Here is a 26,385-nt window from a genome sequence, read left to right as displayed (position 1 = left end):
ACCTCCTGGCTCCGCTCGGCCCCGGCCCGGTTACGTGGAGTGGCCGCCGAACCGACCAGGAGGCCGCTCATGGAAGCGCACGAGATCCGTCTGCCCGTCGCCGGTACCCCGGCCGCCGCCCGTGATGCGCGGCGACAGCTCGCGCTCGGTATACGGACGGCCTGGGGCGACCTCCTCGACCGCGACCTCCTGGACACGGTGGAACTGGCCGCCGGGGAGCTGATCGCGAACGCGGTCCGACACGCCGGCGGCGGGCCGATCTGGGCCGGTGCCCGCCTCGACGATGCCGGTCTGCTGCTCGACGTGACCGACAGCGCGTCCGATGGCCGCCTCCCGCAGGTCGCTCTGCCTGACCCGGAGGCCGAGGGCGGGCGCGGGCTGTTCCTCGTCGCCGCGCTCGCCGATCTGCACGGATGCGATCAGTTGCCGTCCGGCAAACGCTGCTGGGCCCAGTTCAAAGTCGGCGCACCATTCCCCGCCATCCCATCTCGCCTTCCTTCACAGAGGAGTTGAGCGTTGTCTGTTGTACGGATTCCACCTGTCGCCGCCGAAGTGGTCGCGGTACGGCCCGGTAACCCGCTTGCTGGGACCGTGGCCGTCGACGGCTCCAAGAACGCGGCCCTGCCCCTGCTGGCCACCGCGGCGGCACTCCATCGCCCCGTGCGCCTGAGCAACGTCCCGACGAGCACCGACGTCGAGACACTGCTCACCCTGCTCCAGCAGTCCGGCTGGCACGCCGCCCGCCCTGTCACCACCCCGCACACAGTCGTGATCCTGCCCAGCGGCAGCGGCACCCCGTCCGGACCCGATACCGAGGCCGCCGCCAGTATCCGGGCCTCCTACTACCTCGTGCCCGCACTGCTCGGCGCGTACGGACGGGCGCGCCTGCCCTGGCCGGGTGGCTGCGCCATCGGGGAGCGCGGGATGGAACAGCACTTCAAGGTGTACGGGCGCTTCGGTGACCGCACCACCGTCGACGACCACGGCTATCTGGTGGAAGCGGCCACGGGCGGCACCGGCACCGTGTCGGTCATGCTGCCCTTCCGCTCGCGCGGGGCGAGCATCGCCGCACTGCTGCGCGCGGTCGTCGCGCGGCGTCCACTGCGCCTTGGTGGGCCGAATCTCTCGCCCGAAGTACTCGGCGTCGTAGAGGCGTTGCAGGGAGCAGGGTGGAAGTCCCAGGTGAGCGAGCGCGTCCTCGCGCTTCAGCCGCCGACCTCCGTCTGGGACGACGACATCATGTGGACGGTGCCCGGCGACAAGATCGAGGCGGGCACGCTGGCCTGCGCGGTCGCGGCCACCGGTGGCACCGCCACGATCACCGGCGTACGCGGCGACGACGTCGCACCCCTGATCGCCGCCTTGCACCGGCTCGGCATCCCCGCCGCCTCTGAGGGCACCACCCTCACCGTCCAGGCCCAGGACGCCCTCCCGACCGGCCGCTCACTTCGGGCCATCGCCTCACTCTCGCCCGGTGGCCTGGACTCCGACTTCGAACCGCCCCTGCTGGCCCTGGCCCTCACCCGCCCCGGTACGCACCTGTTCGCCGACGCCATCAACCCCGGCCGCCACAACAACCTCCTGCCCCAACTCGCCCGCCTCGGAGCCGATATCCGCGCGATCACCCCCACCGAGTGCCGCTTCACCGGCCCCCAGCAGCTGACCGGCGCGGGCGTGGAGACCACCGACATCCGCACCGGCTCCGCCCTGCTCACCGCCGGCCTCACCGCACACGGCATCACCACCCTCGGCGGCCTCGAACAACTCCGCCGCGGCCACGCCGACCTACCGGTGAAGCTGCACGCCCTGGGCGCCGACATCTGCGAGGTGACCCCGTGAACCGCCACCTCCGGCAGATCATCGCGACCACCGACGTCCACTCCGCCCTCGACACGGCGACACCGCTGCTCGCCCACCTCCACGCCGCCCGCCCCCACAGCCTGATCGTGGACTGCGGCGACTTCTTCGAAGGCAGCGGCCACTACCGCCTCGGCCACGGACAGATCGAGCGGAACATCCTCACCGGCCTCTACGACGTGATCGCCCCCGGAAACCACGGCTGGCCCCACTACTTCGAACCCACCCTCCACGCGATGGCCGTGTGCGCGAACACCATCGACGACAGCGGCGAACCGCTCTTCGAGCGCGTACGCATCACAACGATCGGCGGCCGTCGCGTCGCGGTCACCGCCCGCCGGTATGGAAAGTCGACCGGCATGGCCATCCACTTCACGCCGTTGTCGACCAGATAGCGCACAGCGTCGAGTATCTCCCGGTGGCAGTACGCCTCCGGACGCCCGCCCCGCTTCAGCAGCCAGGTCGGCACCGGCATCGCGGAGCGGACCTCGGCCCACTCCGCATCCGTCATGTCACTCGGATAGCAGCCTGCCCGCCGTCCCGGAGCGATCGAACCGAACCTGTGCACGTAGCAGTCACACCCAGGGGTGACCGCAGTAGACGCAGCCACAGTGGTGCTGCTCAACTGATCAGGCAACGGGCTTCCTTGGTCGTGCTGGTGTCGTAACCGCGTCACTACCAAGGGGCCCGTTCTCTCATGCCCGCGACCGCACCCGAACCTCAGTCCAGACGACCACCCGCTGCCCCTCGAACAAGATCCGGTTTGCCACAACGCACCGAGATCCGAAACTTGGACGCCTTCGCCCAGCAGATGCGGGAACAGCAAGGCTGGAACGTCGCTACCAGCGTCGGCTGGGGCAGTAGTAGCGGCCCGGAAGGGACGACCTATTCCCTGCGGGTGCGGCGCAATCTCGGCGCCTGATCGAAGGGACGCATACGTTCCCCGAACCCCACCGGGCGTGTGAAGATCTCAAGGAGTGCGGGGAGGGAATCGTGAACGGTGACTGGGTTTCAATCGACTTCGAGACCGCCAACTACTGGCCAGGGAGCATCTGTTCGGTCGGCATGACAGCCGTTGTTGCCGGAAAGATCACGGAACGGTTCTCCACATTGGTGAGCCCTCCCGGTGACGGAGGCTTCGCGGCATACAACACCTCCATCCACGGCATCACTGCTCAGATGGTCGATGGAGCGCCTGCCTGGCCGGCGGTTCTGCGGCAGATCCTCGACTTCGCCGACGGCCGTCCGTTGGTCGCCCATAACGCCGCTTTCGACTTCGGGGCATTGCGCGCAGCCTGCACGGAGACGGCGGTCGAATGGCCCAGGGTCCGGTATGCCTGCTCCCTGGTAGTCGCCCGCCAAACGTGGAGGCTTCTTGCCTATCGCCTTCCGTTCGTAGCTGAGGCTGCCGGCGTACCCATGACGGGCGCCCACCACGATGCTCAAGCAGATGCCGACACGGCCGCTCGCGTCATGCTGGCCGCCATGCCCGTGCACGGCACGGACAAACTCGATGATCTGCTGAGGAAACTCCATATCCGTTACGGCCAGCTCTACCCGGACTCCGGGTCCTGGTCGAGCTGTCGCTGCCGCGTCCAGGAGAAGCGGCAGCCCATCCCGACCGCGAATCCGGAGGCAGACCCCGAGGGCCCCCTGTACGGCCGCCACGTCTGCATCACCGGCACGCTGAACTCCCTGTCCCGCGCCGAGGCCCAACAGCGACTGGCAGACATCGGCGCGCAAGCCACAGCGGGGGTGAGCCGCAAGACCGACATCCTGGTCGTCGGCACCGCCGACCCCACGCGCTTCGCACCCGGCATGACGCTCAGCGGGAAGCATCGGAAGGCGCAGGAACTCCTGGATGCCGGGCATGAGATCGAGGTCATTTCCGAGACCGACTTTCTGGAGCTGCTTTCCCTGTCCGCCAGCAGCCCGGTGAGCGCGGAGGCTCTGCGTCAGGCAAAAGCGCTCCCTCTCACGGAGGCAGCCGCCCAGCACGCGAACCTCAGCGTGGAGATTGACGACCACCGCTTCCGCTACTACATCACGGACGCGCCCGTGATCAGCGACGAGGAGTTCGACAAACTGGTGCTGGGGAGAAGAGCGCTTGAGAAGGCGCACCCCTCCCTTCGGCACTGACCTGTTGTCTCTGCTGGCCGTGTGGGCGCCCTCGGATACACGCTGGCGCATGAGCGTCGGACCGCCACCCTCCTATGGGGAAAACGGCGGTGCCCGCGACAGTGTGGTGGGGCGCCGTGCAGCTATCGGAGAACGGCTGCGTGTGCGCGCAGAAGGTCGTTGAGGACGCGCACCGGTGACGTCGGGCACAGGGCCAGGCGGGCGTCGAGTGCTGCCTCCCACTGCTGGGTCAGGCCGAGCATGAGGCGTTCTCATATACCACGAGTGGCGTGGGCGTAGCGCGCGGAGACCGAACCGTCGAGGTGACCCATGCACTCGTCCATGAGCACCTTCTCCGTGCCCAGGTCCTCCAGCATCGTCCGGTGGGTGTGACGGAGACCGTGAGGTATGAGGCCCTTGACGATCTGGAGCCAGCAGGCATCGGCGCGATCGGTGGCGCGGCGCCCTCTTGCCGGGACGCCAGGTCACGGCCCGCCGAGGATGGGCACGGGGCGGGCCTCCTGTGGTGCCTTCTTCGGGTACCAGCCGGAAACCGCCGGGGTGAGCAGCCAGGTAGCGAAGCCGTTCCTGCGCCAGTGGGCCGCATGCTCCGACACCGTGCCGCCCCGCACGAGTCCGAGGTCGGCTATGGCCTTCTCGACCCGCACCCGGGTGACCTCGGCGACCCGGTCGGGTCGGTTGAGGACGTGGGAGACCGTCCCCGTGGAGACCCGCGCCAGCCGCGCGACGTCGATGAGCTTCGCACCCTGGTGCCCACCCGTACGCGCTGCCCCCTGCCTCGGAAGGACGTTACGTCCTTCCGAGGCAGGGGCAAGGCGTCGCCTTCGTGCGGGCGATGTGGTCGACACCCGCGTCCGCTTCGGCGAGTACGGCGGTGAGAGCATCCCAGACGTGTCGGAGCCGTCCGCCACAACGGCCACCACCGTCCTCGACCAGGCGCTCGGCCGGCGCCCGCTGGACGACGCCCGCAGCCCGGCCCGCGCCCTGACCTGGCGCGTCCGCCGCCTCGGCGAGCGGCACGCACCGGGCCGCCGAGCACAAGCAGCCGGGGCCCGCAGCACCACGCAACGCGCCGACGCCCCGGTTCGCGCCGGAGCAGCCACGCCGTCTCCGCCGCCGGCACCGCCGGGACGGCGGCGCTGATCAAGCGGGTGCGGACAGCACTGTCAGCGCTGTCCCTGCGTGCGTCCTATGTCGCCACGGTCGCCGGGAGTTCCGGTCGGTTCGGTGGGTGGCCGGTGGTCGTGGGGAGGGTGAGGACCATGGTGAGGCCGCCGCCGGGGGTGTCCTCGGCGGTGAGGGTGCCGCCCATGACCTCGGCGAAGCCGCGGGCGACGGCGAGGCCAAGGCCGACGCCGGCGCCGCGCGGGGCGTCGCCGTAGCGCTGGAAGGGGGCGAAGATGCGGTCCTTGGCCTCGTCGGGGACGCCGGGGCCGCGGTCGACGACGCGGAGCTCGACGCGGTCGTGCAGCGCGCTCGCGGAGACGAGGACCTTCGCGCCCGGGGGGCTGTACTTGGCGGCGTTCTCGACGACGTTGGCCACGGCGCGTTCCAGCAGTCCGCGGTCGACCGCCACCATGGGCAGCGTCTCCGGGATGTCGAGGTCGATCAGCTCGTCGGGTTCCGGGACTCCGGCCAGTGCCATGGGGACGACCTCGTCGAGGTCGGTCTCGCGGATCAGCGGGGTGACGGTGCCGGTCTGCAGGCGGGACATGTCGAGCAGGTTGCCGACCAGGTGGTCGAGGCGGTCCGCGCCCTCCTCGATGGCTTCGAGGAGTTCGGCGCGGTCCTCCTCGGACCACTCCACGTCGTCGGAGCGGAGTGAGGTGACCGATGCCTTGATGCCTGCCAGGGGCGTGCGCAGGTCGTGGCTGACGGCGGCGAGGAGCGCGGTGCGGATGCGGTTGCCCTCGGCCAGGACCTTGGCCTGCCCGGCCTCCTCCTGGAGCCGTTGCCGGTCCAGGGCGACCACGGCCTGGGCGGCGAACGCGGCCAGGACGCGGCGGTCCTCGGCGGGCAGTACGCGCCCGGACAGCGTCAGGGCGATGTGGTCGCCGACCGGCATGTCGACGTCGGCGTCCTTTGGCCGGTCCACGACCGGGTCGGAGCCGACTTCGGCCACGCAGGTCCACGGGGCGGCGTCGCCTGCGCGTTCCAGGAGGGCCGCCGACTCCATGGAGAAGGTCTCGCGGACCCGTTCGAGGATCGCCTCGGGGCTGGTCTCGCCGCGCAGCACGCTGCCCGCGAGGAGGGAGAGGATCTCCGACTCGGCCCGCAGCCGCGCCGCCTGATGGGTGCGGCGGGCGGCCAGGTCCACCACGGAGGCCACCGACACCGCGACGGCGAAGAAGACCGCGATGGCGACGATGTTCTCCGGGTCGGCGATGGTCCAGGTGTGGACCGGTGGTGTGAAGTACCAGTTGAGCAGGAGCGAGCCGACGGCCGCCGAGGCCAGCGCGGGCAGCAGGCCGCCGAGCAGTGCGGCGCCCACCGTCAGCGTCAGGAAGAGCAGGACGTCGTTGATGAGGCCGGGGCCGGGTGTGATGTGGGTGAGGGTGTAGGTGAGCAGGAGGGGGCCGATGACGCCGAGCAGCCAGCCCCACAGCAGCCGGGTCCGGCCCAGCCGGGCGCCGCGCGCGATCGGGAGTCCCCGGCCCTTGCCCGCCTCGCCGTGGGTGACGAGGTGGACGTCCAGGTCGGGGCCGGAATCGCGGGCCACGGTGGCGCTCACGCCGGGCCCGAAGGCGTACTGCCATCCCTTGCGCCGTGAGACGCCGAGCACGATCTGGGTGGCGTTGACGCCGCGCGCGAAGTCGAGGAGCGCGGCGGGGACATCGTCGCCGACGACGTGGTGGAATGTGCCGCCCAGGTCCTCGACGAGGGTGCGCTGGACAGCGAGTTCCTTGGGTGAGGCGGCGGTCAGTCCGTCGCTGCGGGCGATGTAGACGGCCAGGACCTCGCCGCCCGCGCCCTTCTCCGCCAACCGCGCCGCACGCCTGATCAGCGTACGGCCCTCGGGTCCGCCGGTCAGTCCGACGACGATGCGCTCGCGGGCCTGCCAGGTGGAGCGGATGCCGTGCTCGCCCCGGTACTGGTGGAGGTATTCGTCGACCCGGTCGGCCACCCACAGCAGGGCCAGCTCGCGCAGCGCGGTGAGGTTGCCGGGGCGGAAGTAGTTGGACAGGGCCGCGTCGACCTTGTCGGGCTTGTAGATGTTGCCATGGGCCATGCGGCGGCGCAGCGCTTCCGGGGACATGTCGACCAGCTCGATCTGGTCGGCGCGCCGCACGACCTCGTCGGGCACGGTCTCCTGCTGCCGGACGCCGGTGATCGATTCGACGACGTCGCCGAGGGATTCGAGGTGCTGGATGTTGACGGTCGACACGACGTCGATGCCCGCGGCGAGCAGTTCCTCCACGTCCTGCCAGCGTTTGGCGTTGCGCGAGCCGGGGACGTTCGTGTGCGCCAGTTCGTCCACCAGGGCCACCTGAGGGTGGCGTGCGAGGACCGTGTCGGTGTCCATCTCGGTGAACCGCGCGCCCCGGTACTCCAGCTCCCGGCGCGGGATCTGTTCCAGTCCGCTCAGCATCACCTCGGTGCGCGGGCGGTCGTGGTGCTCCACGACCGCGACCACGCAGTCCTTGCCGCGTTCGATGCGGCGGTGGGCCTCGGAGAGCATCGCGTACGTCTTGCCGACGCCCGGTGCGGCGCCGAGGTAGATCCGGAGCTTGCCGCGTGCCATGTGTGTCGTCTCTTCGTGTCTGTGTCCGTGCCCGGACGTGGGCGTCATGCCTCGAAGCGGTAGCCCATGCCCGGCTCGGTGATCAGGTAGCGGGGATGGGCGGGGTCCGCTTCCAGTTTGCGACGTAGTTGCGCCATGTAGACGCGCAGGTAGTTGGTCCTGTTGCTCTGGGAAATGCCCCACACCTCCTGGAGGAGCTGTTTCTGGGTGATGAGGCGGCCGGGGTTGGTGACCAGGATCTCCAGCAGATGCCATTCGGTGGGGGTGAGGCGAACGCCGCGGTCGTCTCGCACGACCCTCTTGGCCACCAGGTCGATCGTGAAGTCGGGGGTGGTGACGAGGGTCGTCTCGGGGGTGAGGGGTGCGTCCGCGCTCCGGCGGACGGCGGCGCGCAGCCGGGCCAGCAGCTCGTCCATGCCGAAGGGTTTGGTGATGTAGTCGTCGGCGCCCGCGTCCAGGGCCGCGACCTTTTCACCGGAGGCGGCGCGGGCGGACAGTACCAGGATCGGTACGCGGGTCCACCCGCGCAGCCCCTTGATCACGTCGACGCCGTCCATGTCGGGCAGCCCCAGATCCAGGACCACGACGTCCGGCTGGCGGGCGGCTGCCAGCCGCAGCGCGGTGACGCCATCGGGGGCGGCATCCACGTCGTACTGCCGGGCCCGCAGATTGATCATGAGGGCTCGTACGAGCTGTGGATCGTCCTCGACCACCAGCACCCGCGTCATCGGCGTGCGGCCTTCCTGTGTTCTCCGTCGTTTCGGTGTGATTGTGCTCTTCGGGACCGGCGAACCGTGAATCCTCACGGTCCGCCGGCCCCTCCCGGTCCGTAAGGACCTCCGTAAGGACCTCCGTAAGGACCTCCGTAAGGACCTCCGTAAGGACCTCCGTAAGGACCTCCGGACCTCCGGACCTCCGTAAGACCATCAGTGTCTGGCCAGCTTCGTCAGGGCGATGTTCAGCTCCAGCACGTTGACGCGCGGCTCGCCCATGAAGCCCAGAGCACGGCCGTCCGTGTGGTCGCGCACCAGCCTGCGCACCTGGGCGGCGGGCAGCCTGTTCACCCTGGCGACACGGTCGATCTGGATACCGGCGTAGGCCGGGGAGATGTCCGGGTCGATCGCGGACGCCGAGCCGGTGACCGCGTCGGCGGGCACTCGCGACTCCGGTACGGCATTGAAGGCGGCGACCTGCGCCCTGGCGGCCTCGACTCTCTTCACCAACCTCGGGTCGCTCGCGCCGAGCTGGCTGGAGCCGGTGGACAGTGGGTCGTAGGCGCTGTTGGAGGGGCGGGGCTGGAAGTACTTCGGGTCGGGCTTGTCGGTGCCGGGCAGGTTCCAGTTCTGGCCGATCAGTTCGGAGCCGACCTCCTTGCCGTCGACCTTCACCAGCGAGCCGTTGGCCTTGTGCTGGAAGGCGGCCTGGCCGATGCCGGTGACGAGCAGCGGGTAGACGACGCCGGTGAGGACGGTGAGGACGAGCAGCATGCGCAGCGCGGCCCCCACCATGCGGGCTGAATTCGCGAAAGAAGTGTTCATGTCCTTCACCCGACGCCGGGGATGAGCGTGATGAGCAGGTCGATGAGCTTGATGCCGATGAACGGCACCACGAGGCCGCCGAGGCCGTAGACGGCCAGGTTGCGGCGGAGCATCTTGTCCGCGCTCATCGGCCGGTACCGGACGCCCTTCAGGGCCAGCGGCACCAGGGCGATGATGATCAGAGCGTTGAAGATCACCGCGGAGAGGATCGCCGACTCCGGCGAGGCCAGGCCCATGATGTTGAGCTTGTCGAGCGACGGGTACGCCACCGCGAAGATCGCCGGGATGATCGCGAAGTACTTCGCGACGTCGTTGGCGATGGAGAACGTGGTCAACGCGCCCCGGGTGATCAGCAGTTGCTTGCCGATCTCGACGACCTCGATGAGCTTGGTCGGGTTCGAGTCGAGGTCGACCATGTTGCCGGCCTCCTTGGCGGCCGACGTGCCCGTGTTCATGGCGACACCGACGTCCGCCTGGGCGAGCGCCGGGGCGTCGTTGGTGCCGTCACCGGTCATCGCGACGAGCTTGCCGCCCGCCTGCTCCCGCTTGATGAGGGCCATCTTGTCCTCGGGAGTGGCCTCGGCGAGGAAGTCGTCGACGCCCGCCTCCTCCGCGATGGCCTTCGCGGTGAGCGGGTTGTCACCGGTGATCATGATCGTCTTGATGCCCATGCGGCGCAGCTCCTCGAACCGCTCGCGCATGCCTTCCTTGACGACGTCCTTGAGGTGGATGACGCCCAGGACACGGGCACCCTCGGTGTCCTCGACCGCCACGAGCAGCGGAGTGCCGCCGGCCTCGGAGATGGTGTTCGCCAGCTTCTCGGCCTCGTCGCGAACCTGGCCGCCCCGCTCGCGCACCCAGGCGACGACCGACCCCGACGCGCCCTTGCGGATCCTGCGGCCGCCGACGTCCACGCCCGACATACGGGTCTGGGCGGTGAACTCGATCCACGTGGCGTGCTCCAGCTCGCCCTGGTGTCGCTCGCGCAGCCCGTACTTCTCCTTGGCCAGGACGACGACGGAGCGGCCCTCGGGCGTCTCGTCGGCGAGCGAGGAGAGCTGCGCGGCGTCGGCGACCTCGGCCTCGGTGGTGCCGCGTACGGGGACGAACTCGGCGGCCTGACGGTTGCCGAGGGTGATGGTGCCGGTCTTGTCGAGCAGCAGCGTGGACACGTCGCCCGCGGCCTCGACGGCGCGGCCGGACATGGCCAGTACGTTGCGCTGTACGAGGCGGTCCATGCCCGCGATGCCGATGGCGGAGAGCAGGGCGCCGATCGTGGTCGGGATCAGGCAGACCAGGAGCGCGGCCAGCACGACCAGGGAGGTCTGGTCGTCGGCGCCCGCGTAGATGGCGAACGGCTTCAGCGTGACCACGGCCAGCAGGAAGACGATGGTGAGGGACGCCAGGAGGATGTTGAGGGCGATCTCGTTGGGCGTCTTCTGCCGGGCGGCGCCCTCGACCAGGTTGATCATGCGGTCGATGAACGTCTCGCCGGGCTTCGTCGTGATCTTGATGACGATGCGGTCGGAGAGGACCTTCGTGCCGCCGGTGACGGCCGAGCGGTCGCCGCCGGACTCGCGGATGACGGGGGCCGACTCGCCGGTGATGGCCGACTCGTCGACGGACGCCACGCCCTCTACGACGTCACCGTCGCCGGGGATGATGTCGCCCGCCTCGCAGACGACACGGTCGCCGATCTTCAGATCCGTCCCAGGGACCTGCTCCTCGGTCGTGCCGTCGGTGGCCAGCCGACGCGCCACGGAGTCCGTCTTGGCCTTGCGCAGGGTGTCCGCCTGCGCCTTGCCGCGGCCCTCGGCGACGGCCTCGGCCAGGTTGGCGAAGATCACCGTCAGCCACAGCCAGGCTGCGATGGTCCAGCCGAACCAGTCGCCCGGGTTCTCGACCGCGAGCAGCGTGGTGGCCACCGAGCCGACCAGCACCACGAACATGACCGGCGACTTGGCCATCACCCGCGGGTCCAGCTTGCGGAAGGCGTCCGGCAGCGAGGTCCACAGCTGCTGAGGGTCGAACAGGCCGCCGCCGATCCGGTCCCGCTGCTCCTTGTGCCCGGTGGGCACGTCCGCGTGCGGGGCGAGAGGCGCGGTGTTCGGAGTGGTCGAGGTGGCGGAGGGAGCCGACGTGGCGGAGGGAGCCGATGTGGCGGGAGGAGTGGGAGGCGTCTGGGACACGGTGTTCTCTCGGTCCTCTTGGTTCTGCTTCTTGATGTCGGCGGTCATGACGCCAGCCCTTCGGCGAGCGGCCCGAGCGCGAGGGCCGGGAAGAAGGTCAGACCGGTGATGATCACGATGGCGCCGACGAGCAGCCCGGTGAACAGCGGCTTCTCGGTACGCAGAGTGCCCGCGGTGGCGGGGATCGGCTTCTGCTCGGCCAGCGAACCGGCGAGCGCGAGCACGAACACCATCGGCAGGAACCGGCCGAGTAGCATGCACAGCCCGAGCATCGTGTTGTGGTACGTGGTGTCGGCGCCGAAGCCCGCGAAGGCGGAACCGTTGTTGTTGCTCGCCGACGTGTACGCGTACAGGACCTCGGAGAAGCCGTGCGCCCCGTGGTTGGTCATGGACGGCACGCCCTTGCCCAGCGCCATGGCGAGCGCGGTGCCGGTCAGGACGAGGGCCGGGGTGATCAGGATGTAGCAGGCGGCCAGCTTGATCTCGCGGGAGCCGATCTTCTTGCCCAGGTACTCGGGCGTGCGCCCCACCATCAGCCCGGCGATGAACACCGCGATGACCGCCATGACCAGCATCCCGTACAGGCCGGAGCCGACGCCGCCGGGCGCGATCTCGCCGAGCATCATGCCCAGGAGCAGGACGCCGCCGGACAGGCCCTGGAAGGAGTCGTGGAAGGAGTCGACGGACCCGGTCGAGGTCATGGTCGTGGAGACGGCGAACAGGGACGAGTTCCCCTCGCCGAACCGCTGCTCCTTGCCCTCCATCGAGCCGCCCGCGAGCTGCGAGGCGGTGCCGGGGTGGGCGTACTCCAGCCACGTCACGGCGACGAGGGCGGCCAGCCAGATGACGCCCATCGCGGCGACGATCGCGTAGCCCTGCCTGGCCGAGCCGACCATGGTGGCGAAGGTGCGCGGCAGCGAGAACGGGATCACCAGCAGCAGGAAGATCTCCAGCCAGTTGGTGAAGCCGTCGGGATTCTCGAAGGGGTGCGCGGAGTTGGCGTTGAAGTAGCCGCCGCCGTTGGTGCCGATGTCCTTGATGGCCTCCTGGGAGGCGACGGCACCGGGGCTGATGGACTGCTTGTCACCGGTGAGCGTGGTGACCGTGTGGATGTCGCCGAAGTTCTGGATGGCGCCGCACGCGATCAGGACCACGGCCGCGACCACCGAGAGAGGGATCAGGATCCGGATGGTGCCGCGCACCAGGTCCGCCCAGAAGTTCCCCAGGCCGCCGGTGCGCGAGCGCGCGAAGCCGCGCACCAACGCCACGGCGACGGCGATACCGACGGCCGCCGAGACGAAGTTCTGCACGGCCAGACCCATGGTCTGGGTGACATGGCTCATGGCGGTCTCGCCCGCGTACGACTGCCAGTTCGTGTTGGACACGAAGGAGGCGGCCGTGTTGAACGCCTGGTCCGGGGAGACCGGCTTGAAGCCGAGCGACAGCGGCAGCTTGTCCTGGACTCGCTGCACCAGGTACAGGAAGAGCACGCCGACCGCGGAGAAGGCGAGCACCCCGCGCAGGTACACGGGCCAGCGCATCTCCGTGTCCGGGTTGGCGCCGACGGCGCGGTAGATCCAGCGCTCCACCCGCAGGTGCTTCTTGGAGCAGTACACGGCGGCCATGTGGTCGCCGAGGGGACGGTGCACCAGAGCGAGCGCGCCTGTCAGCGCGACGACCGTGAGCACGTCAGCAAGAACGGGGCTCATGGTGCGGCTCAGAACCTCTCCGGGAAGATCAGGGCGAGGGCGAGGTAGCCCAGCAGGGCGACGGCCACGACGAGGCCGGCGATGTTCTCGGCGGTCACAGCCTCGTCACCCCCTTGGCGATGACGACCACGAGCGCGAAGACCGCGATCGTGCCGATGACGAAGGCCACGTCGGCCATCGGAACTCCTGGATGAGGTGCGAATCGAAGGGATCTGACCGACCCAGCGAACACGCCGTCCTGATCCGGATCTACGCCCCTTAACGGCATCCATACGCCGCTCCCGGCCGCTTTGACGCACCCCATACGCGGGAACGCGCCGCGGCGCCGTTGCTCCACCTGCGTTGCTCGGCTGTCAGGACCACCCGTGTCAGGTCCGGCCGAACCGGCGGTGTCAGGGGCTCGAACGGCGGACTCAGCCGGCGCCTCGGTGGCGGCCGGATCGGTCTCGGCAGGAGGAAGGGGGTCCGTTGTACGCGGCTCCCGTTGCGCCGGGGCGCCGGGCAACGGTGGCGCAGAGGGAATGGCCGGAACCCGGCCGGGAAAGCGGGGAGGCGTATCCCGCAAAGGCGATCTCGCCCGGTTCGGTGTCAAGGACGTCATCGCTGCCGGCACGGTCGGGGAGTTCGATGGCCCTCCGCTGCCGCAACCGCTCGGAATCGGATCGGAAGCGGTTGGTGGGTACCGGAGGAAGCGTCCGGCGTGGTCTCGTGGACAGCGGTGGGGCCGGGCGAGGCGGCGCGAGGCACGGGTGGCGGAGTGCGGCCGCGAGGGGGGAGCAACTATGCGGAGCAGCAAGCCGGTTCAGGGGCCAGGGCCGAGCCGCTGCTCGGCCCCACCGCAGCCGTCAGTCCGTCGCGTGCAGGCCGGGCACGGTCTCCTGGAAGCGCCGCTCCACCGGAGTCAGGTCGGTCCTGGCCAGTTCCTGGGGCCGGACGACGATCCGGAGCTCGGGTGCCAGAGCGGGGTGCTCGCGGCAGGCGTCGATGAACGAGTCCACGATCAGGGCGACCAGCTGGCCCCGGTCCAGATCCGTGATCCGGGCCAGCCCGGACCCGATCAGCGGCACGGCGACCGGCTTGAACAGGCCGTGCACCGCCACCGCCGCCCACACATTGTCCAGACTCCGCCGCAGGTCCTCGCAGTTGGACCTGGCGACCAGATCGTTCCCGAGCCTCGAATAGGCGGTGGCGAACACCCGGCGGCCGTCGACCGGCAGCATCACGGTGGTGCCCACCGGGTAGCGCACCCGTCGGCCGAGCGGCTTGGACCGCACGTTCTCGGTGCCCACCGCTTTCACCGTGCGCAGCCCCGCCCGCAGCTTGCCGTCCAGCAGGCGGCGCCGCCCCGCGAACACCCGGTCGACGAGCTGGCTCTGTACGCTCTCGCGGCTGATCACGAGGTCTTCGGAGTTCTCCGTGTCGAACGTGTCCGAGAAGCCGACCACCAGATTGGCGTCCACCTGGTCGAACAGATCCCCGCGTATCAGCACCACTTCCGCGCGTCGGCCGGGCAACGGCACCCGGTGCCGCAACAGTTCGTCTCCGTGCCGGGCCCGCAGTTCCGCGCGCAGAGCGTCGAGGGCCCGTGCGGCCTCGACGTCGTCGGGATGCTCGTGGGCGATCAGTTCGGCCACCGGAAGGGCGAGCTCCGGGCGACCCAAGTCGGTCTGTACGCGGACCAGTTCGCGGCGGGCGGTGTTCTGCAGGGCGGTCAGGCGGCGGATGAACGACGTCGCGAACCCCTCGCCGTTCACCTCGGCCAGCGGCCTGCCGCGTACCAGGGACAACGCCTCGGCCAGTTGGTGCGCGGCGGTGGCCGGCGGGGCGAGCAGAGCCTCGCTGACGATCGCGGTGAACCGCGAACTGTCCAGTTCCTCCGGCCGCAGAACCAGACGGTAGGCCGTCTCCGAGCCCTGTGCCGTCACCTGCTGCTCGGTGCGCAGCACATGGGCACCCGAACTGCCCGCGCCCGAACGGTCACCCGGCGCCAGCACCCGCCGCAGCTCCAGCACCCGCTTCTGCACTTCGTTGCGGTTGCGCTGGTCCAGATGGCGTGGTTCGTCCGCGAGCCCCCACACGTCGCGCCGGAGCTGCCGCACCGGCACCGCCTCGCCCTCGGCCGCCACCAGACGGACCAACAGCCGTACGGTCAGGGGCGTCAGCCTGACGGCAGCCCCGTCGACCTCGAGCTGGACCGGCCCCAGAACCTTCACCCGGATACGCGCTCTCGCACCGGCCATCCGCGTCGCCCCCCGGCGATTGTGCGTCACTCTGCGTAAGCCTTGGTGACTGGCAGATTATCATGATGCCTTGGAGAAACCATGTATCCGGGTGATTCCAACGGTTCGGGCCCGGCCGGCGGGGCGCTGCGGTCCGGCGGCGTCTCGTGGCCGCGCCGCCTGGCGCGTTCGTGGTGGCCGCGTGGTGTGCGACGCGCCCGGCAGGTCTTCGTGCGCGACACCATGGTGGCGTTCGGCGGGCTCTCCGCGGTGCTCCAGGTCGTGGGCCCGTTCGTACCCCACAGCGGTTCCGGCGCAGTCGTCGGACTGTCCGTGGGCACCTGCCTGGCCTGGGGGCTGCTGCGGGCCCGCCCGATCACCCGGGTGCGGCAGGTGTTCCGGCGGCCCGCCATGACGGTGGTCGTCGAGACGGGCGACGTGTTCGACCGGCCCGCCCACCTCGTCGTCGGGTTCTGCGACACTTTCGACACCCTGTCGGCGGGCGGACGGGTCATCAACGACGACAGTGTGCAGGCACAGTTGCTGGACCGCCGCTACGGCGGTGACACGCGCCGCCTGGACGCGGAGCTGGACGCGGCGCTCGCGTCGGTCCGGCCCGTCGCCCGGGAGGCGCGCTCGGACAAGCCGCTCGGCAAGCTCGACCGCTACCCGGTCGGCACGGTCGCGGTGCTGGGCGCCCGGCCCCGGCTGGTGTTCGGCGTGGCCTACAGCCGGATCGGCGACGACTACGTGGCGTCGTCGGGCGTGGACGACCTGTGGCGGGGGCTGGGCGGTCTGTGGCGTGCGCTGCGCGCGCACGCTCAACTCGACCGGGTCGACATGCCGTTGGTGGGGTCGGGACTCGCCCGGATCGGCTACCTCGACCGGGACAGTCTGCTCCGGCTGATCCTGGTGTCCTTCGTGGCCAGCTCCCGGGAGGCCGCGGTCTGCCGCGAACTGCGCCTGGTCGTCCGGCCCGGCGAGCTGGACGGCGTCGACATGCGCGAACTCGCCGCGTTCCTGGACGCCCTGGCTACGAGCCCGGACCAGTAGTGCCTGCGGGGATCCCGATCCTGTTGCCGCGCGCATCACCGGCGGCGCCCCGGGCCTGGTCCCGGTCCTGTTGCCGGGCCTCTTTCCATGCCTGTTCCCGGCCCTCTTCCTTCCCGGCCCTGTGCCGATGCCCGGGTCTGCCGTTGGGTGCCCGGTGGTTGGTTCCCCGCCCCGCGCCCCGCCCCGCGCCCCGCCCCGCGTGCCCGCGCGGAGGGGGCGGAAGGCTCATGGCCTCCCGCCCCTTTCCTCCGCGCCTCCGTGCCTCCGTGCCTCAGGCCTGTCGGTGGTAAGCCGACAGGTTCCTGAAGTACGAGGTCTCCCGCCAGTCCTGCCGGGTGTCGTCGAGGTCGCACTCGGCCACCTTGAGCCGTTCGACGATCTTCGACACGGATGCCAGGGAACCGTCGAAGCGGATCACGTTGCGGCCCGCGAGGTCCGCCGCGGGCCGTACCTCGCCGACCTCCACGATCACCGTCCGCTCCGGGTAGGCCATCAAGGCCATACCGAGTTCGATCAGCACGTTCTGCCGGGGCTGGCCGGTGAACTGGGTTTCGTAGGGCTGCTCCCGGTCGCCCAGCAGGTGCGGGTGGAGCTTGGCGACGTCGTCCGGTGTGAGCAGCACGAGCGCGGCCTGGGCCTGCGACAGCGCCTTCTCGACGACCTCGCCGAGGAACGGAGTGGCCCCGTGGGTGGCCCGTACCAGCCGCTCCCACTCCAGCGGGCGCAGGTCGAGCCGGCGCAGCAGCCCGAACATGGCCAGGCGGACCTCCTCGTCACGGCCGTGCACGACGAAGACGCTGCGACTGCGTGCGTAGGACGCGCGGGCCGCCTCCTGCTCGGCGGCGGCCTGTGCGCTCTCCTGCTCCCGGTCCGGCTGGGGGGTGTTGTAGACGTGGTAGCCGAACCCGCTGGCCCCGTCGCCGAGGATGTTCTGGTTGTTCTCGCCGAAGGTGTGGCCCTGGCTCATGTCACTTCCCCGTCTTTCCTGACGAACCGCCCGCTGGGGGCTGGTAGTTGTAGCCGAAGTTGCTGTTCCCGCTGCCGAAGACGTTCTGGCTGTTGTCTCCGAGCAGGATGTTGGTCTGTGCGCGGTCGTGCTCGGCGAGGTCCACGTCGTGCTCGTCGAGGAAGGCGCGGACGTTCTCCAGCAGGCGGCGCTCGATGATCTGCATGTACTTCACCGCGTCGGCCTGCTGGAAGAAGTGGTGGAAGGTCTCGCTGGTGGCGAGTTCCCTGACGCTGGTCAGCGCGCCACAGTTGAGCCAGCGGTTGACGTACCGCCCGAGCCGGAACTCGCTGGAGTCCACCGTCCGCAGCCTCAGGAAGACCGTGGCCGCCCTCCTGGCCCTCCTGGCGCGCCAGGGCCGGATCCACGGGACGGCCCACGACGGCAGGAACCGCTCCGGGATCAGCCACAGCGGCATCAGCCACAGCCCCACCCACCAGCGGACCGCGCTGGTGAGCATGTCCCAGGCCACCCGTACCGCGAGCAGCCAGTCCATGGCGGCGGGCAGCTGGTCCACCAGGTGGAAGTCCTCGACGAGGGGCCCGAGCACGTACGTGTAGAACTCGGTGTGCAGGGTGCTGCCCCTGAGGTCGAAGCCCACGTAGATCGTGGTCACCAGTTCCTCGTCCCACGACCCGACCCGTATGCACAGGTACTCGCGGGCAGCGTCGTAGTCCTCCCGCCAGTGGAGCGCGGGGAGGTCCTCCACGCTGGGCAGGATCGACCAGCCGGCCTTCGTGGAGCGATCGCGGGTGCGGATCGCGGTGGTGTAGCGGCGCCGTTCGACGGTCAGCCCGTTGATCCGCCCGTCCGGGCCGGTCTCGTCGCGCAGGTCGGCGGCCATGCGGGCGGCGACCTCGCGGGTGATCTCGGTCACGTCGAACGGGATGACGTCCCTGCGCTCGACGGTGTCGAGGTCGGGCAGGGAGCCGTCCTTGGGTTTGCGCGCCGTGATCCGTGTCCTCGGCGCGCCGAGCAGCAACTGCGCGTTCGCCCAGTCGTTCAGCGGAACGCCCGCGCCGACGAACGGCTGGTAGCCGCCGTAGAAGACCAGCCCGCCACGGCTGGCCTGCTCGTGGTCGATCTTGTGGGCGAGGGCCCCGGTCAGCTTGGCGTGTGCGGGGCAGGCGCCGTCGAAGCCACCGTCGGCGCCGTCCTCACGCAGCCGTGTCATGAGGATGTGCAGGGTCACGATCCTGCGCAGGTAGGCCGCTGCCCACGGCACCCAGAACAGGCCGATCACGGCGAGGGCCGGACTGAGCGCTCCGTTGCCCGACAGCACCAGGACCAGGGCCATCCCGCCCAGGGCGACCCCCCACTGGATACGGCGCAGGCGGCGCGCGGCGAGGGCGTGGGCGAGGACCGACACGGCGTCGTAGCCGTAGGAGGGCGCGACGACCCGGTGCCGCATCTTCAGCAGCACCCGGATCACGTCGCGGCGGTAACCGGGATCGAGGTAGGTGCCCGCCGACAGCAGCCGGGTGGCCCTGGTGCGGGCGTACTGCCGGGGCTGCGGTGGCTTCGGCGGTGGTGAGCTGGGAGGAGACGGGTGAAGTAGGTTGGTGGTCATGGTGATTCAGCGCTCCGCTCAGGAAGGCGCGCACCGCTGCGGACGCGCCCGGGTGGATGTCAGCCGGTCTGGGTGGCCGTGCCGCTGGTGATCTCGCCGTCGCGGACGGTGTAGGTGGCGTCGTAGGAGTGCGTCGTGCCGTCCGTCTGGAGGGCCTTGATGGTCAGTCGCACCTTGGTGCCCTTCACGGACACGGTGCCGATGGTGTCCTGCTCGGTGGTGCTGTAGCCCGAGACGAAGGTGTTGTAGTCGGAGTCGAGGTTCTTGCCGCCGAGCGCCCAGGCGGTGCGGTAGTCGTGGGCGTTGAGCGCCGCGAAGTAGGCGGTGACGACGTCGCGCGGTCCTTTGCCGGTGCTCGGGCCCGTGCCGGTGGTGGCGGCCGTGTCGCCCGCGGTGGCGGAGGCGGTGTCCGGCGGGTAGGTGGAGCCGCCGTCGGCGTAGCCGCTGCCGCCGTAGACGTCGGTCGTGGCCGCTCCGGGCGTGGTGGCGTACGGGTCCGGTGGTGTGCCGGTGTCGCCGTAGGGCCCCGAGGGCACGGTCGGGGACGCGTAGCCGGTCGGGTCCGTCGCTCCTCCGCCTCCGTCTCCGCCTCCACCTCCACCTGCGGTGTCCGAGACGCCTGAGCCGCTGTAGTTCGATCCGTCATAGCCGGGTCCCGGGCCTGGGCCGGATGTGCCGGAACCGCCGGCCGCGCCGCCGATCAGAGCCGCCAGCAAGGCGAGCAGCAGGGGCGTGGCGATGACCACGAGCCCCCAGGTCCGGGCCGGGCCGCCCGGTGGTATCAGCCCCGGGGCGCGGTACGAGGGCGGCTCCAGGGGGATGGACGGCGGATCCGGACGCTTGGCGCGCGGAGTGGTTCCTGGATCGGTCATGGGGTTCTCCAGCGGTCGCGGCAGTGCGCCGCCCCCGCCCCGGCCGCCCTCGCGGCGACCCGTCCGGTGCGTACGCGCCCGACGGGCCTGCCATGGCCGGCGGTCGACAAGGGGTGAGGAAAGGCGATTGACGCTTCCGATGGCACCAGCGGCGCCGCTTCCGCGGCCAGAACCGGCCCGCTTCCGAACCGCTTCCGGCCCGCTCCGGCGGGCCGAGGCCGCAGTTGGCGGGGAACTGCCTCGGACCGTGATCGGTCGACTGAATCCACGTGCCCATGTGCCCACGTGCCCATGTGCCCACGTGCCCACGTGCGCAAGGTGCTGGAGGAGCTCGCGCGGCGTGGCGGCCGTTTGAGCCACGGGCGGAGACTGCGCGTCGCGCCGGAGTTCATCACCATGGAGGTATGTCGAAACAGTCGGGGCAACAGCAAGGGGCGGGTCGCCGGGCCGGTCAGGGTGCTCGAAGTTTCGGGCGGGCCGGGGCACGCGGGCCGCTGTCGGCGCTCGGCTCGCGCGAGGGCGGTGAGATCCGCGTCGGCGGCCGTGCCCCCGCCCACGGCCTCTCCCGGCCGGTGCTCTGCCGCCGGCGGCGGCCGTGCCGGAGACGGCGGACAGGCTCGCCGGTGTGCTCGTGAGTGACGGCTACCTTCCCTGGCTGGGCGTGCCGCTGCAGCACGGCCCGTGGGTCGCCGCGCTCGCGGCGTTCGCCGTGACGCCCGGGGGTCTTTGGGTGTTGGCGCTGGTGCTCGAGCGGCGCCTGATGGGGTTTCGTACGGGGTTCGTGGCGGTGCTGGTCGGCGACCCCTTGCTGGCCGTGGCGGTCGGTGTCGGGGTGTGGCGGACCGGTTCGGTGCTGCCTGGCGCGGGCGCCGGTGGGGGCGGGGGGCCGGGCGGGCCCACGGGGCCGTGGTGGGGGCTTGCCTTCGGCGCCGGCTGGTTGTGCTTCGGCGCCGTGCAGTGGTGGGGCGAGCTGCGCGGGGGGTTCTTCACCCGTCGGCAGGCTGTCGCCCCGACCAAGATCTGGCACCAACTGGTCGTCTACCCACTGCTCGGCTACTGGCTGTGGACGGCCGGGCTCGGCGGGCTCCTCGCGCCCGGGGCACGCCCCGCCGATGTCGCGGGGCGCGTGCTGATCGTGGGCTGCGTCGGCGGGTGGCTGCTGATCAACGGCTACGACCGGCGCCGCCCGAAGCTGGGGCACCCCCCGTACGACTGGCGGCGGCTGCGGCCCGTCGCCCCGCCCTGGCCACCGGCCTCCGTCACCCTGCGCGCCTATCAGCACGCGGAGAGCGGTGGCAGCGGGGGCGTTCGCTCCGGTGGCGGCCCGCCGTGAGCGACGTCGGTGGCCCGCCGTGAGCAACGTCGGCGGCCCGTTGTGAACGTGTCGGTGGCCCGCGGCGGGGCGGCGGAGATTGCCTCGGACTGTGATCGGTCCGAGGCAATCCCGTTGCTCCGCCACTCCGTCCGGCGCCCGGCGCCCGGCGCCGCGAGCCGCCCGGTCGGCGGGCCGAACCACTACCGACAGGGCGGAGGGGCACCGGTCGTGCGAGGGTTCACCGCTCGTGCGAGCGAGGAGACTCAGGGGCGGGTGTTCGCCGAGTGCATCGACTTGACGGCGTCCGCGATGTCGCGTTCGTAGAGTCCCAGCTTGGGCTTCAGCACGAGCGCCTTGTCACCGAGCGGGAAGTTCAGCGTGGCGGCGTTCGGCATGTGATCGCCGTCGGCCAGCACGTCCATCTGGTTGATGTTTCGCGCGGCTCCGACGGTCGCTCCGCTCGGGTCGAGGTCGATGACGGCGTAGACGGTGTGCCCGGCGTAGACGGGCGAGGCGGGCGGGCCGCCGAGGCCGCCCGGGATCAGAGGCTTGATCGCCAGGTTGCCGTTCGTCTCCTTCGCGTTCTGAAGCGCGACCAGCGGGAAGTAGCTGAGGCCACAGGAGCGCGCCCCTTTGTTGTGGACCTCGATCACCCGCTGGGACGGTGCGGCCGAACGGCGGACCACGTGCACCGAGAGCTGCTGCGGGGTGCAGGGGTGCTTGTAGGCGTAGCCGTCGCTCGTCGCGTAACCGTCCGAAGCGCTGGTGTGGCCGGCGCCGCCGGCCTTGCCCTTACCACCGGTGCCGCCCGACCGACCGGTCTTGCCACCGGCACCGTCGCTGCTGGCGCTGACCGCCTTGCCCGTCCCGCCGACGCCGCTCGTGCCGCCTGTGCCGTCGCTGTGCGACGAGGCGGACGGTGCGGAGGCCGACCGGCCCGACGTGTCCCCAGCCGGGCCGGCGACGCTGGAGGAGCCGGCCGCGGGACCGGAAGCGACGGATGAGGGGGAGGCGCTGCTCGCCGCCCCGGGGGTGCCCGACTGGCATGCGGTGAGCGCGAGCGCTCCGAGGGTGAGGACGGCGGCGGACGTGAGGCCGGACTTCATCGACCGGGTGAACGTGAGGGCGGACTTCATCGACATGGCGAGTGACCTTCGCTGTGGGAGTCGGCTGGCTTGCGTCACTACCGTCGGACCTGGTCCGTCCCGGATGCCACAGTCTCGCGACAGTCAGGGACGCTGGAACGTTCCAGCCCCTGTGAGCTGCGATGATGACATTGCCTGGAACGGTCGTGCGGGACGAGGGGAGCGTGGCGTGGCCACACATGTCGAAGATTTCGCCACGATGCTGCGCGCGCTGAAAGAGCGCTCGGGGCGCAGCTATGGGCAACTCGCCACCCGTCTGCACGTCAGTACCTCCACGCTGCACCGCTACTGCAACGGCGCGGCCGTGCCCACCGACTACGCCCCGGTGGAGCGCCTCGCGCGTCTGTGCGGGGCGGGCCCGGAGGAACTGGTGACGTTGCACCGACGCTGGCTGCTGGCGGACGCGGCCCGTCGGGACTCCGCGCGGCCCACGGCGGAACCGGCGCCCGCGCGGCCGACCGGTGAACCGGAGTCCGTACGGCGGGCGGGAGAGCCCGCGCCCGCCCGGACGGCGGGGGAAACAGGGGAAACAGGGGAAACAGAAGCCGATCAGGCGAACGCACCCGCCACACCCACGGGTGAGCCGGGGGCGACTGAGGCACCCGGAAATCCCTGGACGTCCGGGCTGTCCGATGAGCCGAAGGAGGCACCGGAAGCGTCAGTGATGTCGAGCGCACCGGAGGACCGGGGGGTATCCGGGACATCCCGGGTGTCCGGGACGCTTGAGGCACCCAAGGCGCTTGAGGCGCTCGAAACGATCGGCACGCTGAAGGCCGGGACCGCGCGGGGGCCGCGTGAACGGGAAGGGGCTCGGGGGTGGCCCCGGAAGTCGAGGCGGTCCGTGCTCGTTCTCGGTGCCGCCGCCGTCGCCACCGTCGCGGCCGTCGCCGCCCTTCCGTTCGCGCTCCACAACAAAGACGCCGCGCATGCCGAGGACACCGGAACCACCGCCCCGCTCGCGCTGCGCGCCTCGGCGGGCGCGACCGGCCGGGCGACGGGTGAGACGCCCCCGGCGCCCGCCGGGACCGTATCCGCTTCGCCGGGGCGGTCCCCGGCCGGCGCCTCCGGCACCTCCGGCGCCACGGCCGGGCCCTCGGCCGCCACCGGCTCGCCCACCGCCACGGCGACCAGCGCCGGCGGCGACGGGAAGCCGCCCATCACGGTCGCCGTGCTCAACGACAACTGGGACACGCAGTGCGGCCAGTGGTTCATGATGCCGCGAAAGCCCGGCAAGGTCCCTCCGCCGCCGTCGCTGGAGCAGACGGACGCGTGGGCCTCGGCTCTCGGCGGGGTCCCGGGCGGGCATCTGCGCCTACAGCTCACCGTGCAGAGCACGACCGGGGAGCCGGTCGTGCTGAACGCGCTCTACGCGCACGTGATGAGCAGCAGACCCGCGCCGCGCGGGAACGCCTTCACTCCCGGTTCCGGCTGCGGCGGTGGGCTCGACCCGGCGTCGTTCGCCGTGGATCTCGACGCGACGGTGCCGCGCACCAGTCCGGTGGCGGGCTATGTCGGGAGCGGCGTGAAGAAGAAGGTGACGGACTTCCCCTACCAGGTCTCGGCCGGCGACCCCCAGGTTCTGAACGTGGACGCGAGGACCGGGGGCCAGGACGTCAGTTGGTACCTGGTGCTGTCCTGGACGAGCGGCACACGCAGTGGCCTGTTGCCGATCAAGGCCGACGGGCGGCCCTTCCGCACCGTCGGTCTCAAGGGTGACCCGGCCTACTACTACGACGGCACGGCCTGGTCCCCCACCTCGGTCTCACCCTGACGTCCGCCGACCGTGCGCCGGACGCCGCCCCTCAAGCGCATCGCGACCGCCGGTCAGTGACCCGCCGTGAGGCGGCCCGCGAGGCGCTCGTGCATGTCGGCGCTGGGCTGGTTCAGGCCGACGATGGTGACCTTCTTGCCGCGCTCGGCGTACTTGGTCTCGATCGCGTCGAGCGCCGCCACCGACGACGCGTCCCAGATGTGGGCGTCCGACAGGTCGATGACGACGTCGGCGGGGTCGTTCTTGTAGTCGAACTGGGTCACCAGGTCGTTGGAGGACGCGAAGAACAGCTCGCCCGTGACCGCGTACACCGCCTGCTTGCCGTCCGGGTCGACGACTCCGGAGACCTCGGCGAGGTGGGCGACCCGCTTGGCGAAGATCACCATCGCGGTGATCGAGCCGACGACGACGCCGATGGCCAGGTTGGACGTGGCCACCACGACGATGACGGTGATCACCATGACCGTGGTCTCGCCGAGCGGCATCCGCTTCAGCGTCCTCGGCTGGACGGAGTGCCAGTCGAACGTGCCGATCGAGACCAGGACCATCACCGCGACCAGCGCGGCCATCGGGATGTGGGAGACGACCGGCCCGAGCACGATGCAGAGCACCATCAGGAACGAGCCCGCCAGGAACGTGGACAGGCGGGTGCGGGCGCCCGAGACCTTCACGTTGATCATGGTCTGGCCGATCATGGCGCAGCCGCCCATGCCGCCGAAGAAGCCGGTGACGATGTTGGCGATGCCCTGGCCGACGGATTCGCGGGTCTTGTTGGAGCGCGTGTCGGTGATGTCGTCGACCAGCTTGGCCGTCATCAGCGACTCCATCAGGCCGACCAGCGCCATGGCGAGGGCGTACGGGGCGATGATCTTGAGTGTGTCGAGCGTGAACGGCACGTCCGGCAGACCGGGCACCGGCAGCGACGACGGCAGCGCGCCCTTGTCGCCGACCGTCGGCACCGCGATCCCGGCGCCCACCGTGATCAGGGTGAGGATGATGATCGAGACGAGTGGGGCCGGGATCACCTTCGTGATCTTCGGGAAGGTGAACATGAGCGCGAGTCCGCCGACGATCAGCGGGTAGACGGCCCACGGCACGTGCTCCATCTCCGGCAGCTGCGCCATGAAGATCAGGATCGCGAGCGCGTTGACGAAGCCGACCATCACGCTGCGCGGCACGAAGCGCATCAGCTTCGCCACCCCGAGCGAGCCCAGGACGATCTGGAAGACACCCGCCAGGATGACGGTGGCGACCAGGTAACCGAGTCCGTACTTGTGGTTGATCGGCGCGACGACCAGCGCCACGGCACCGGTCGCGGCCGAGATCATCGCCTTGCGGCCGCCCACGACGGAGATGACGATCGCCATCGTGCACGCCGCGCAAAGACCGATGCTCGGATCGACCCCGGCGATGACCGAGAAGGAGATGGCCTCGGGGATCAGGGCGAGCGCGACGACCAGACCGGCGAGGACCTCTGTCCGCAGGACCTTCGGGGACTGGAGCCAGTCAGGCTTGGACATGCGCAGCCTGGGGGCCGCGCCGAGCGGTGAGGACATGCAACCGTTTCCTGATCAGGCACGCATGGCCGTCAGCGGCACGCGTACGCGGTGTCGTCGTACGTGACTCCGCACATCGCATGCCGCATGCCGCACGCCGCCCGTTGGGCGTTGGGCGTTGTGCGTCGCACGGTGCATGTCGAAGGGGCGGAATCGTGAGGGACCCGAGGAATGCGCCCGGCCACGTCAGCGGGGCCCGGCCGGTCCCCGGCAGTCGGCCTCCGGCTGCCGGTCGGGCGCCATGGCCCGGAGTTCTCCGAAGGAAGACTCTACCGGCACACGCAAATCGGCGAGGTCGCCGAGCGGGGCCGGCCGGGCACCGACGGCTACGCCCCCGGGCTCAGCCACACCGTCGCCAGCGGTGGCAGCGTGAGGTGGATGCCCGATTCCGTCGTCTTGATCGGGTCGGGGTTGCGTACGTCACCGCCGCCGTAGCGGGCCTCGTCGGTGTTGAGGACCTCCTGCCACACGGGAATGTCGGTGCCGGTGCCGGTGGTGGCGCCGGTGCTGGTGGTGGTCTCGGTGGTCGGCGGCAGGTCGAGGCGGTAGTCGTGGCGGACGACCGGGGAGAAGTTGGAGACGGAGAGCAGGGGTGGGGCGCCGTCGGTGGCGGGGTGGCGGAGGAAAGCGAGGACGTTGTCGTCGGCGGCGTCGGCCGCCACCCAGGTGAAGCCGGCGGGGGTGGTGTCCTGTTCCCACAGGGC

Annotated in this window: 20 protein-coding genes and 4 pseudogenes; 9 read left to right on the top strand and 15 right to left on the bottom strand. The window is 70.6% G+C overall.

Translation table 11 applies throughout. From position 1 onward, the window contains the following. Nucleotides 1–69 precede the first annotated feature (69 nt). From OFY01_RS08480 to OFY01_RS08470, 3 genes and pseudogenes are all read left to right on the top strand, one after another. Nucleotides 70–513, top strand: coding sequence for an ATP-binding protein (locus OFY01_RS08480; protein ID WP_266597888.1), 444 nt, complete (start codon nucleotides 70–72; stop codon nucleotides 511–513). A gap of 39 nt (nucleotides 514–552) precedes the next feature. Continuing rightward, the gene (locus tag OFY01_RS08475; RefSeq protein WP_266597940.1) at nucleotides 553–1,839 is read left to right on the top strand and encodes a UDP-N-acetylglucosamine 1-carboxyvinyltransferase; all 1,287 of its coding nucleotides are present in this window, start codon (nucleotides 553–555) and stop codon (nucleotides 1,837–1,839) included. Further along, nucleotides 1,836–2,192, top strand: a pseudogene (locus OFY01_RS08470) (metallophosphoesterase); the annotation flags it as partial. The gene OFY01_RS08475 and the pseudogene OFY01_RS08470, both read left to right, overlap by 4 nt. On the opposite strand, the pseudogene OFY01_RS08465 reads toward OFY01_RS08470, so the two are convergent. Then, nucleotides 2,186–2,407: pseudogene (locus tag OFY01_RS08465) on the bottom strand (transposase); the annotation flags it as partial. The pseudogenes OFY01_RS08470 and OFY01_RS08465 overlap by 7 nt on opposite strands. Nucleotides 2,408–2,850: 443 nt before the next feature. On the opposite strand from OFY01_RS08465, the gene OFY01_RS08460 reads away from it, so the two are divergent. Next, on the top strand, nucleotides 2,851–3,996 hold the full coding sequence (locus OFY01_RS08460) for an exonuclease domain-containing protein (protein WP_266597886.1): 1,146 nt from the start codon (nucleotides 2,851–2,853) through the stop codon (nucleotides 3,994–3,996). 122 nt (nucleotides 3,997–4,118) lie between these two features. Here OFY01_RS08460 and OFY01_RS08455 read toward each other — a convergent pair. Further along, nucleotides 4,119–4,839: pseudogene (locus OFY01_RS08455) on the bottom strand (LacI family DNA-binding transcriptional regulator); the annotation flags it as partial. 48 nt (nucleotides 4,840–4,887) lie between these two features. Between OFY01_RS08455 and OFY01_RS08450 the strand changes: the two are divergent. Further along, the gene (locus tag OFY01_RS08450) at nucleotides 4,888–5,139 is read left to right on the top strand and encodes a hypothetical protein (protein WP_407700304.1); all 252 of its coding nucleotides are present in this window, start codon (nucleotides 4,888–4,890) and stop codon (nucleotides 5,137–5,139) included. A 46-nt stretch (nucleotides 5,140–5,185) separates the two neighbouring features. Here the strand turns inward: OFY01_RS08450 and OFY01_RS08445 are convergent, their stop codons facing one another. The 7 genes from OFY01_RS08445 to OFY01_RS08415 form a co-directional block, all read right to left on the bottom strand. Further along, a complete protein-coding gene (locus tag OFY01_RS08445) occupies nucleotides 5,186–7,738 on the bottom strand; it encodes a sensor histidine kinase (RefSeq protein WP_266597884.1) in 2,553 nt (850 codons plus the stop codon). 44 nt (nucleotides 7,739–7,782) lie between these two features. After that, the gene (locus OFY01_RS08440; protein WP_266597882.1) at nucleotides 7,783–8,466 is read right to left on the bottom strand and encodes a response regulator; all 684 of its coding nucleotides are present in this window, start codon (nucleotides 8,464–8,466) and stop codon (nucleotides 7,783–7,785) included. A 198-nt stretch (nucleotides 8,467–8,664) separates the two neighbouring features. Next, the gene (gene kdpC / locus OFY01_RS08435; RefSeq protein WP_266597880.1) at nucleotides 8,665–9,276 is read right to left on the bottom strand and encodes a potassium-transporting ATPase subunit KdpC; all 612 of its coding nucleotides are present in this window, start codon (nucleotides 9,274–9,276) and stop codon (nucleotides 8,665–8,667) included. A 5-nt stretch (nucleotides 9,277–9,281) separates the two neighbouring features. Beyond that, complete coding sequence (gene kdpB, locus OFY01_RS08430) at nucleotides 9,282–11,513, bottom strand: potassium-transporting ATPase subunit KdpB (protein WP_266597878.1); 2,232 nt, start codon at nucleotides 11,511–11,513, stop codon at nucleotides 9,282–9,284. After that, nucleotides 11,510–13,174, bottom strand: coding sequence for a potassium-transporting ATPase subunit KdpA (gene kdpA, locus OFY01_RS08425; protein ID WP_266597876.1), 1,665 nt, complete (start codon nucleotides 13,172–13,174; stop codon nucleotides 11,510–11,512). The genes kdpB and kdpA overlap by 4 nt, the downstream gene beginning before the upstream one ends. Nucleotides 13,175–13,182: 8 nt before the next feature. Continuing rightward, nucleotides 13,183–13,272: a K(+)-transporting ATPase subunit F gene (kdpF, locus tag OFY01_RS08420; protein ID WP_266597875.1), complete on the bottom strand. Its 90-nt coding sequence runs from the start codon at nucleotides 13,270–13,272 to the stop codon at nucleotides 13,183–13,185. A 747-nt stretch (nucleotides 13,273–14,019) separates the two neighbouring features. Then, nucleotides 14,020–15,414, bottom strand: a complete 1,395-nt coding sequence (locus OFY01_RS08415) for a macro domain-containing protein (protein WP_266597874.1) — start codon at nucleotides 15,412–15,414, stop codon at nucleotides 14,020–14,022. Nucleotides 15,415–15,495: 81 nt separating this feature from the next. Between OFY01_RS08415 and OFY01_RS08410 the strand changes: the two genes are divergently transcribed. Further along, nucleotides 15,496–16,446, top strand: a complete 951-nt coding sequence (locus OFY01_RS08410) for a macro domain-containing protein (RefSeq protein WP_266597873.1) — start codon at nucleotides 15,496–15,498, stop codon at nucleotides 16,444–16,446. 271 nt (nucleotides 16,447–16,717) lie between these two features. Here OFY01_RS08410 and OFY01_RS08405 read toward each other — a convergent pair whose 3' ends face one another. From OFY01_RS08405 to OFY01_RS08395, 3 genes are read right to left on the bottom strand one after another with little or no spacing between them, the layout of a single operon-like run. Continuing rightward, a complete protein-coding gene (locus OFY01_RS08405; protein WP_266597872.1) occupies nucleotides 16,718–17,413 on the bottom strand; it encodes a nucleotide-binding protein in 696 nt (231 codons plus the stop codon). A gap of 1 nt (nucleotide 17,414) precedes the next feature. After that, nucleotides 17,415–19,022, bottom strand: a complete 1,608-nt coding sequence (locus tag OFY01_RS08400; protein ID WP_266597870.1) for a hypothetical protein — start codon at nucleotides 19,020–19,022, stop codon at nucleotides 17,415–17,417. A gap of 59 nt (nucleotides 19,023–19,081) precedes the next feature. Continuing rightward, nucleotides 19,082–19,894 (bottom strand): hypothetical protein, encoded by an 813-nt coding sequence (locus OFY01_RS08395; RefSeq protein WP_266597868.1) that lies wholly within the window; start codon nucleotides 19,892–19,894, stop codon nucleotides 19,082–19,084. 625 nt (nucleotides 19,895–20,519) lie between these two features. Between OFY01_RS08395 and OFY01_RS08390 the strand changes: the two genes are divergently transcribed. Further along, nucleotides 20,520–21,227: a hypothetical protein gene (locus OFY01_RS08390; RefSeq protein ID WP_266597866.1), complete on the top strand. Its 708-nt coding sequence runs from the start codon at nucleotides 20,520–20,522 to the stop codon at nucleotides 21,225–21,227. A gap of 245 nt (nucleotides 21,228–21,472) precedes the next feature. Here OFY01_RS08390 and OFY01_RS08385 read toward each other — a convergent pair whose 3' ends face one another. After that, nucleotides 21,473–22,351, bottom strand: coding sequence for a hypothetical protein (locus OFY01_RS08385; protein ID WP_266597864.1), 879 nt, complete (start codon nucleotides 22,349–22,351; stop codon nucleotides 21,473–21,475). On the opposite strand from OFY01_RS08385, the pseudogene OFY01_RS32370 reads away from it, so the two are divergent. Next, nucleotides 22,350–22,667 (top strand): annotated as a pseudogene (locus OFY01_RS32370) (helix-turn-helix domain-containing protein); the annotation flags it as partial. The gene OFY01_RS08385 and the pseudogene OFY01_RS32370 sit on opposite strands and share 2 nt — an antisense overlap. Nucleotides 22,668–23,195: 528 nt before the next feature. Continuing rightward, nucleotides 23,196–24,125, top strand: coding sequence for a hypothetical protein (locus OFY01_RS08375; RefSeq protein WP_266597954.1), 930 nt, complete (start codon nucleotides 23,196–23,198; stop codon nucleotides 24,123–24,125). Between the two features lie 53 nt (nucleotides 24,126–24,178). On the opposite strand, the gene OFY01_RS08370 is transcribed toward OFY01_RS08375, so the two are convergent. Beyond that, nucleotides 24,179–25,681 (bottom strand): SulP family inorganic anion transporter, encoded by a 1,503-nt coding sequence (locus tag OFY01_RS08370; protein ID WP_266597862.1) that lies wholly within the window; start codon nucleotides 25,679–25,681, stop codon nucleotides 24,179–24,181. A gap of 326 nt (nucleotides 25,682–26,007) precedes the next feature. After that, on the bottom strand, nucleotides 26,008–26,385 hold a 378-nt coding region (locus tag OFY01_RS08365; RefSeq protein ID WP_266597860.1), incomplete at its 5' end, for an alpha amylase C-terminal domain-containing protein.

The organism is Streptomyces beihaiensis (assembly GCF_026274175.1).
Taxonomy (GTDB): Bacteria; Actinomycetota; Actinomycetes; order Streptomycetales; family Streptomycetaceae; genus Streptomyces; species Streptomyces beihaiensis.
Note: the sequence above shows the minus strand (reverse complement) of the source record. Positions and strands in the feature narration are given on the sequence as shown.

What these genes read in the sequence shown, in the direction of transcription:
- OFY01_RS08405 (WP_266597872.1), bottom strand. Translation starts at nt 17,413, where the DNA reads ATGAGCCAGGGCCACACCTTCGGCGAGAACAACCAGAACATCCTCGGC.
- OFY01_RS08415 (WP_266597874.1), bottom strand. Translation starts at nt 15,414, where the DNA reads ATGGCCGGTGCGAGAGCGCGTATCCGGGTGAAGGTTCTGGGGCCGGTC.
- OFY01_RS08370 (WP_266597862.1), bottom strand. Translation starts at nt 25,681, where the DNA reads ATGTCCTCACCGCTCGGCGCGGCCCCCAGGCTGCGCATGTCCAAGCCT.
- kdpB (WP_266597878.1), bottom strand. Translation starts at nt 11,513, where the DNA reads ATGACCGCCGACATCAAGAAGCAGAACCAAGAGGACCGAGAGAACACC.
- OFY01_RS08410 (WP_266597873.1), top strand. Translation starts at nt 15,496, where the DNA reads ATGTATCCGGGTGATTCCAACGGTTCGGGCCCGGCCGGCGGGGCGCTG.
- kdpC (WP_266597880.1), bottom strand. Translation starts at nt 9,276, where the DNA reads ATGAACACTTCTTTCGCGAATTCAGCCCGCATGGTGGGGGCCGCGCTG.
- kdpA (WP_266597876.1), bottom strand. Translation starts at nt 13,174, where the DNA reads ATGAGCCCCGTTCTTGCTGACGTGCTCACGGTCGTCGCGCTGACAGGC.
- OFY01_RS08395 (WP_266597868.1), bottom strand. Translation starts at nt 19,894, where the DNA reads ATGACCGATCCAGGAACCACTCCGCGCGCCAAGCGTCCGGATCCGCCG.
- OFY01_RS08400 (WP_266597870.1), bottom strand. Translation starts at nt 19,022, where the DNA reads ATGACCACCAACCTACTTCACCCGTCTCCTCCCAGCTCACCACCGCCG.
- OFY01_RS08445 (WP_266597884.1), bottom strand. Translation starts at nt 7,738, where the DNA reads ATGGCACGCGGCAAGCTCCGGATCTACCTCGGCGCCGCACCGGGCGTC.
- OFY01_RS08480 (WP_266597888.1), top strand. Translation starts at nt 70, where the DNA reads ATGGAAGCGCACGAGATCCGTCTGCCCGTCGCCGGTACCCCGGCCGCC.
- OFY01_RS08385 (WP_266597864.1), bottom strand. Translation starts at nt 22,351, where the DNA reads ATGTCGATGAAGTCCGCCCTCACGTTCACCCGGTCGATGAAGTCCGGC.
- OFY01_RS08440 (WP_266597882.1), bottom strand. Translation starts at nt 8,466, where the DNA reads ATGACGCGGGTGCTGGTGGTCGAGGACGATCCACAGCTCGTACGAGCC.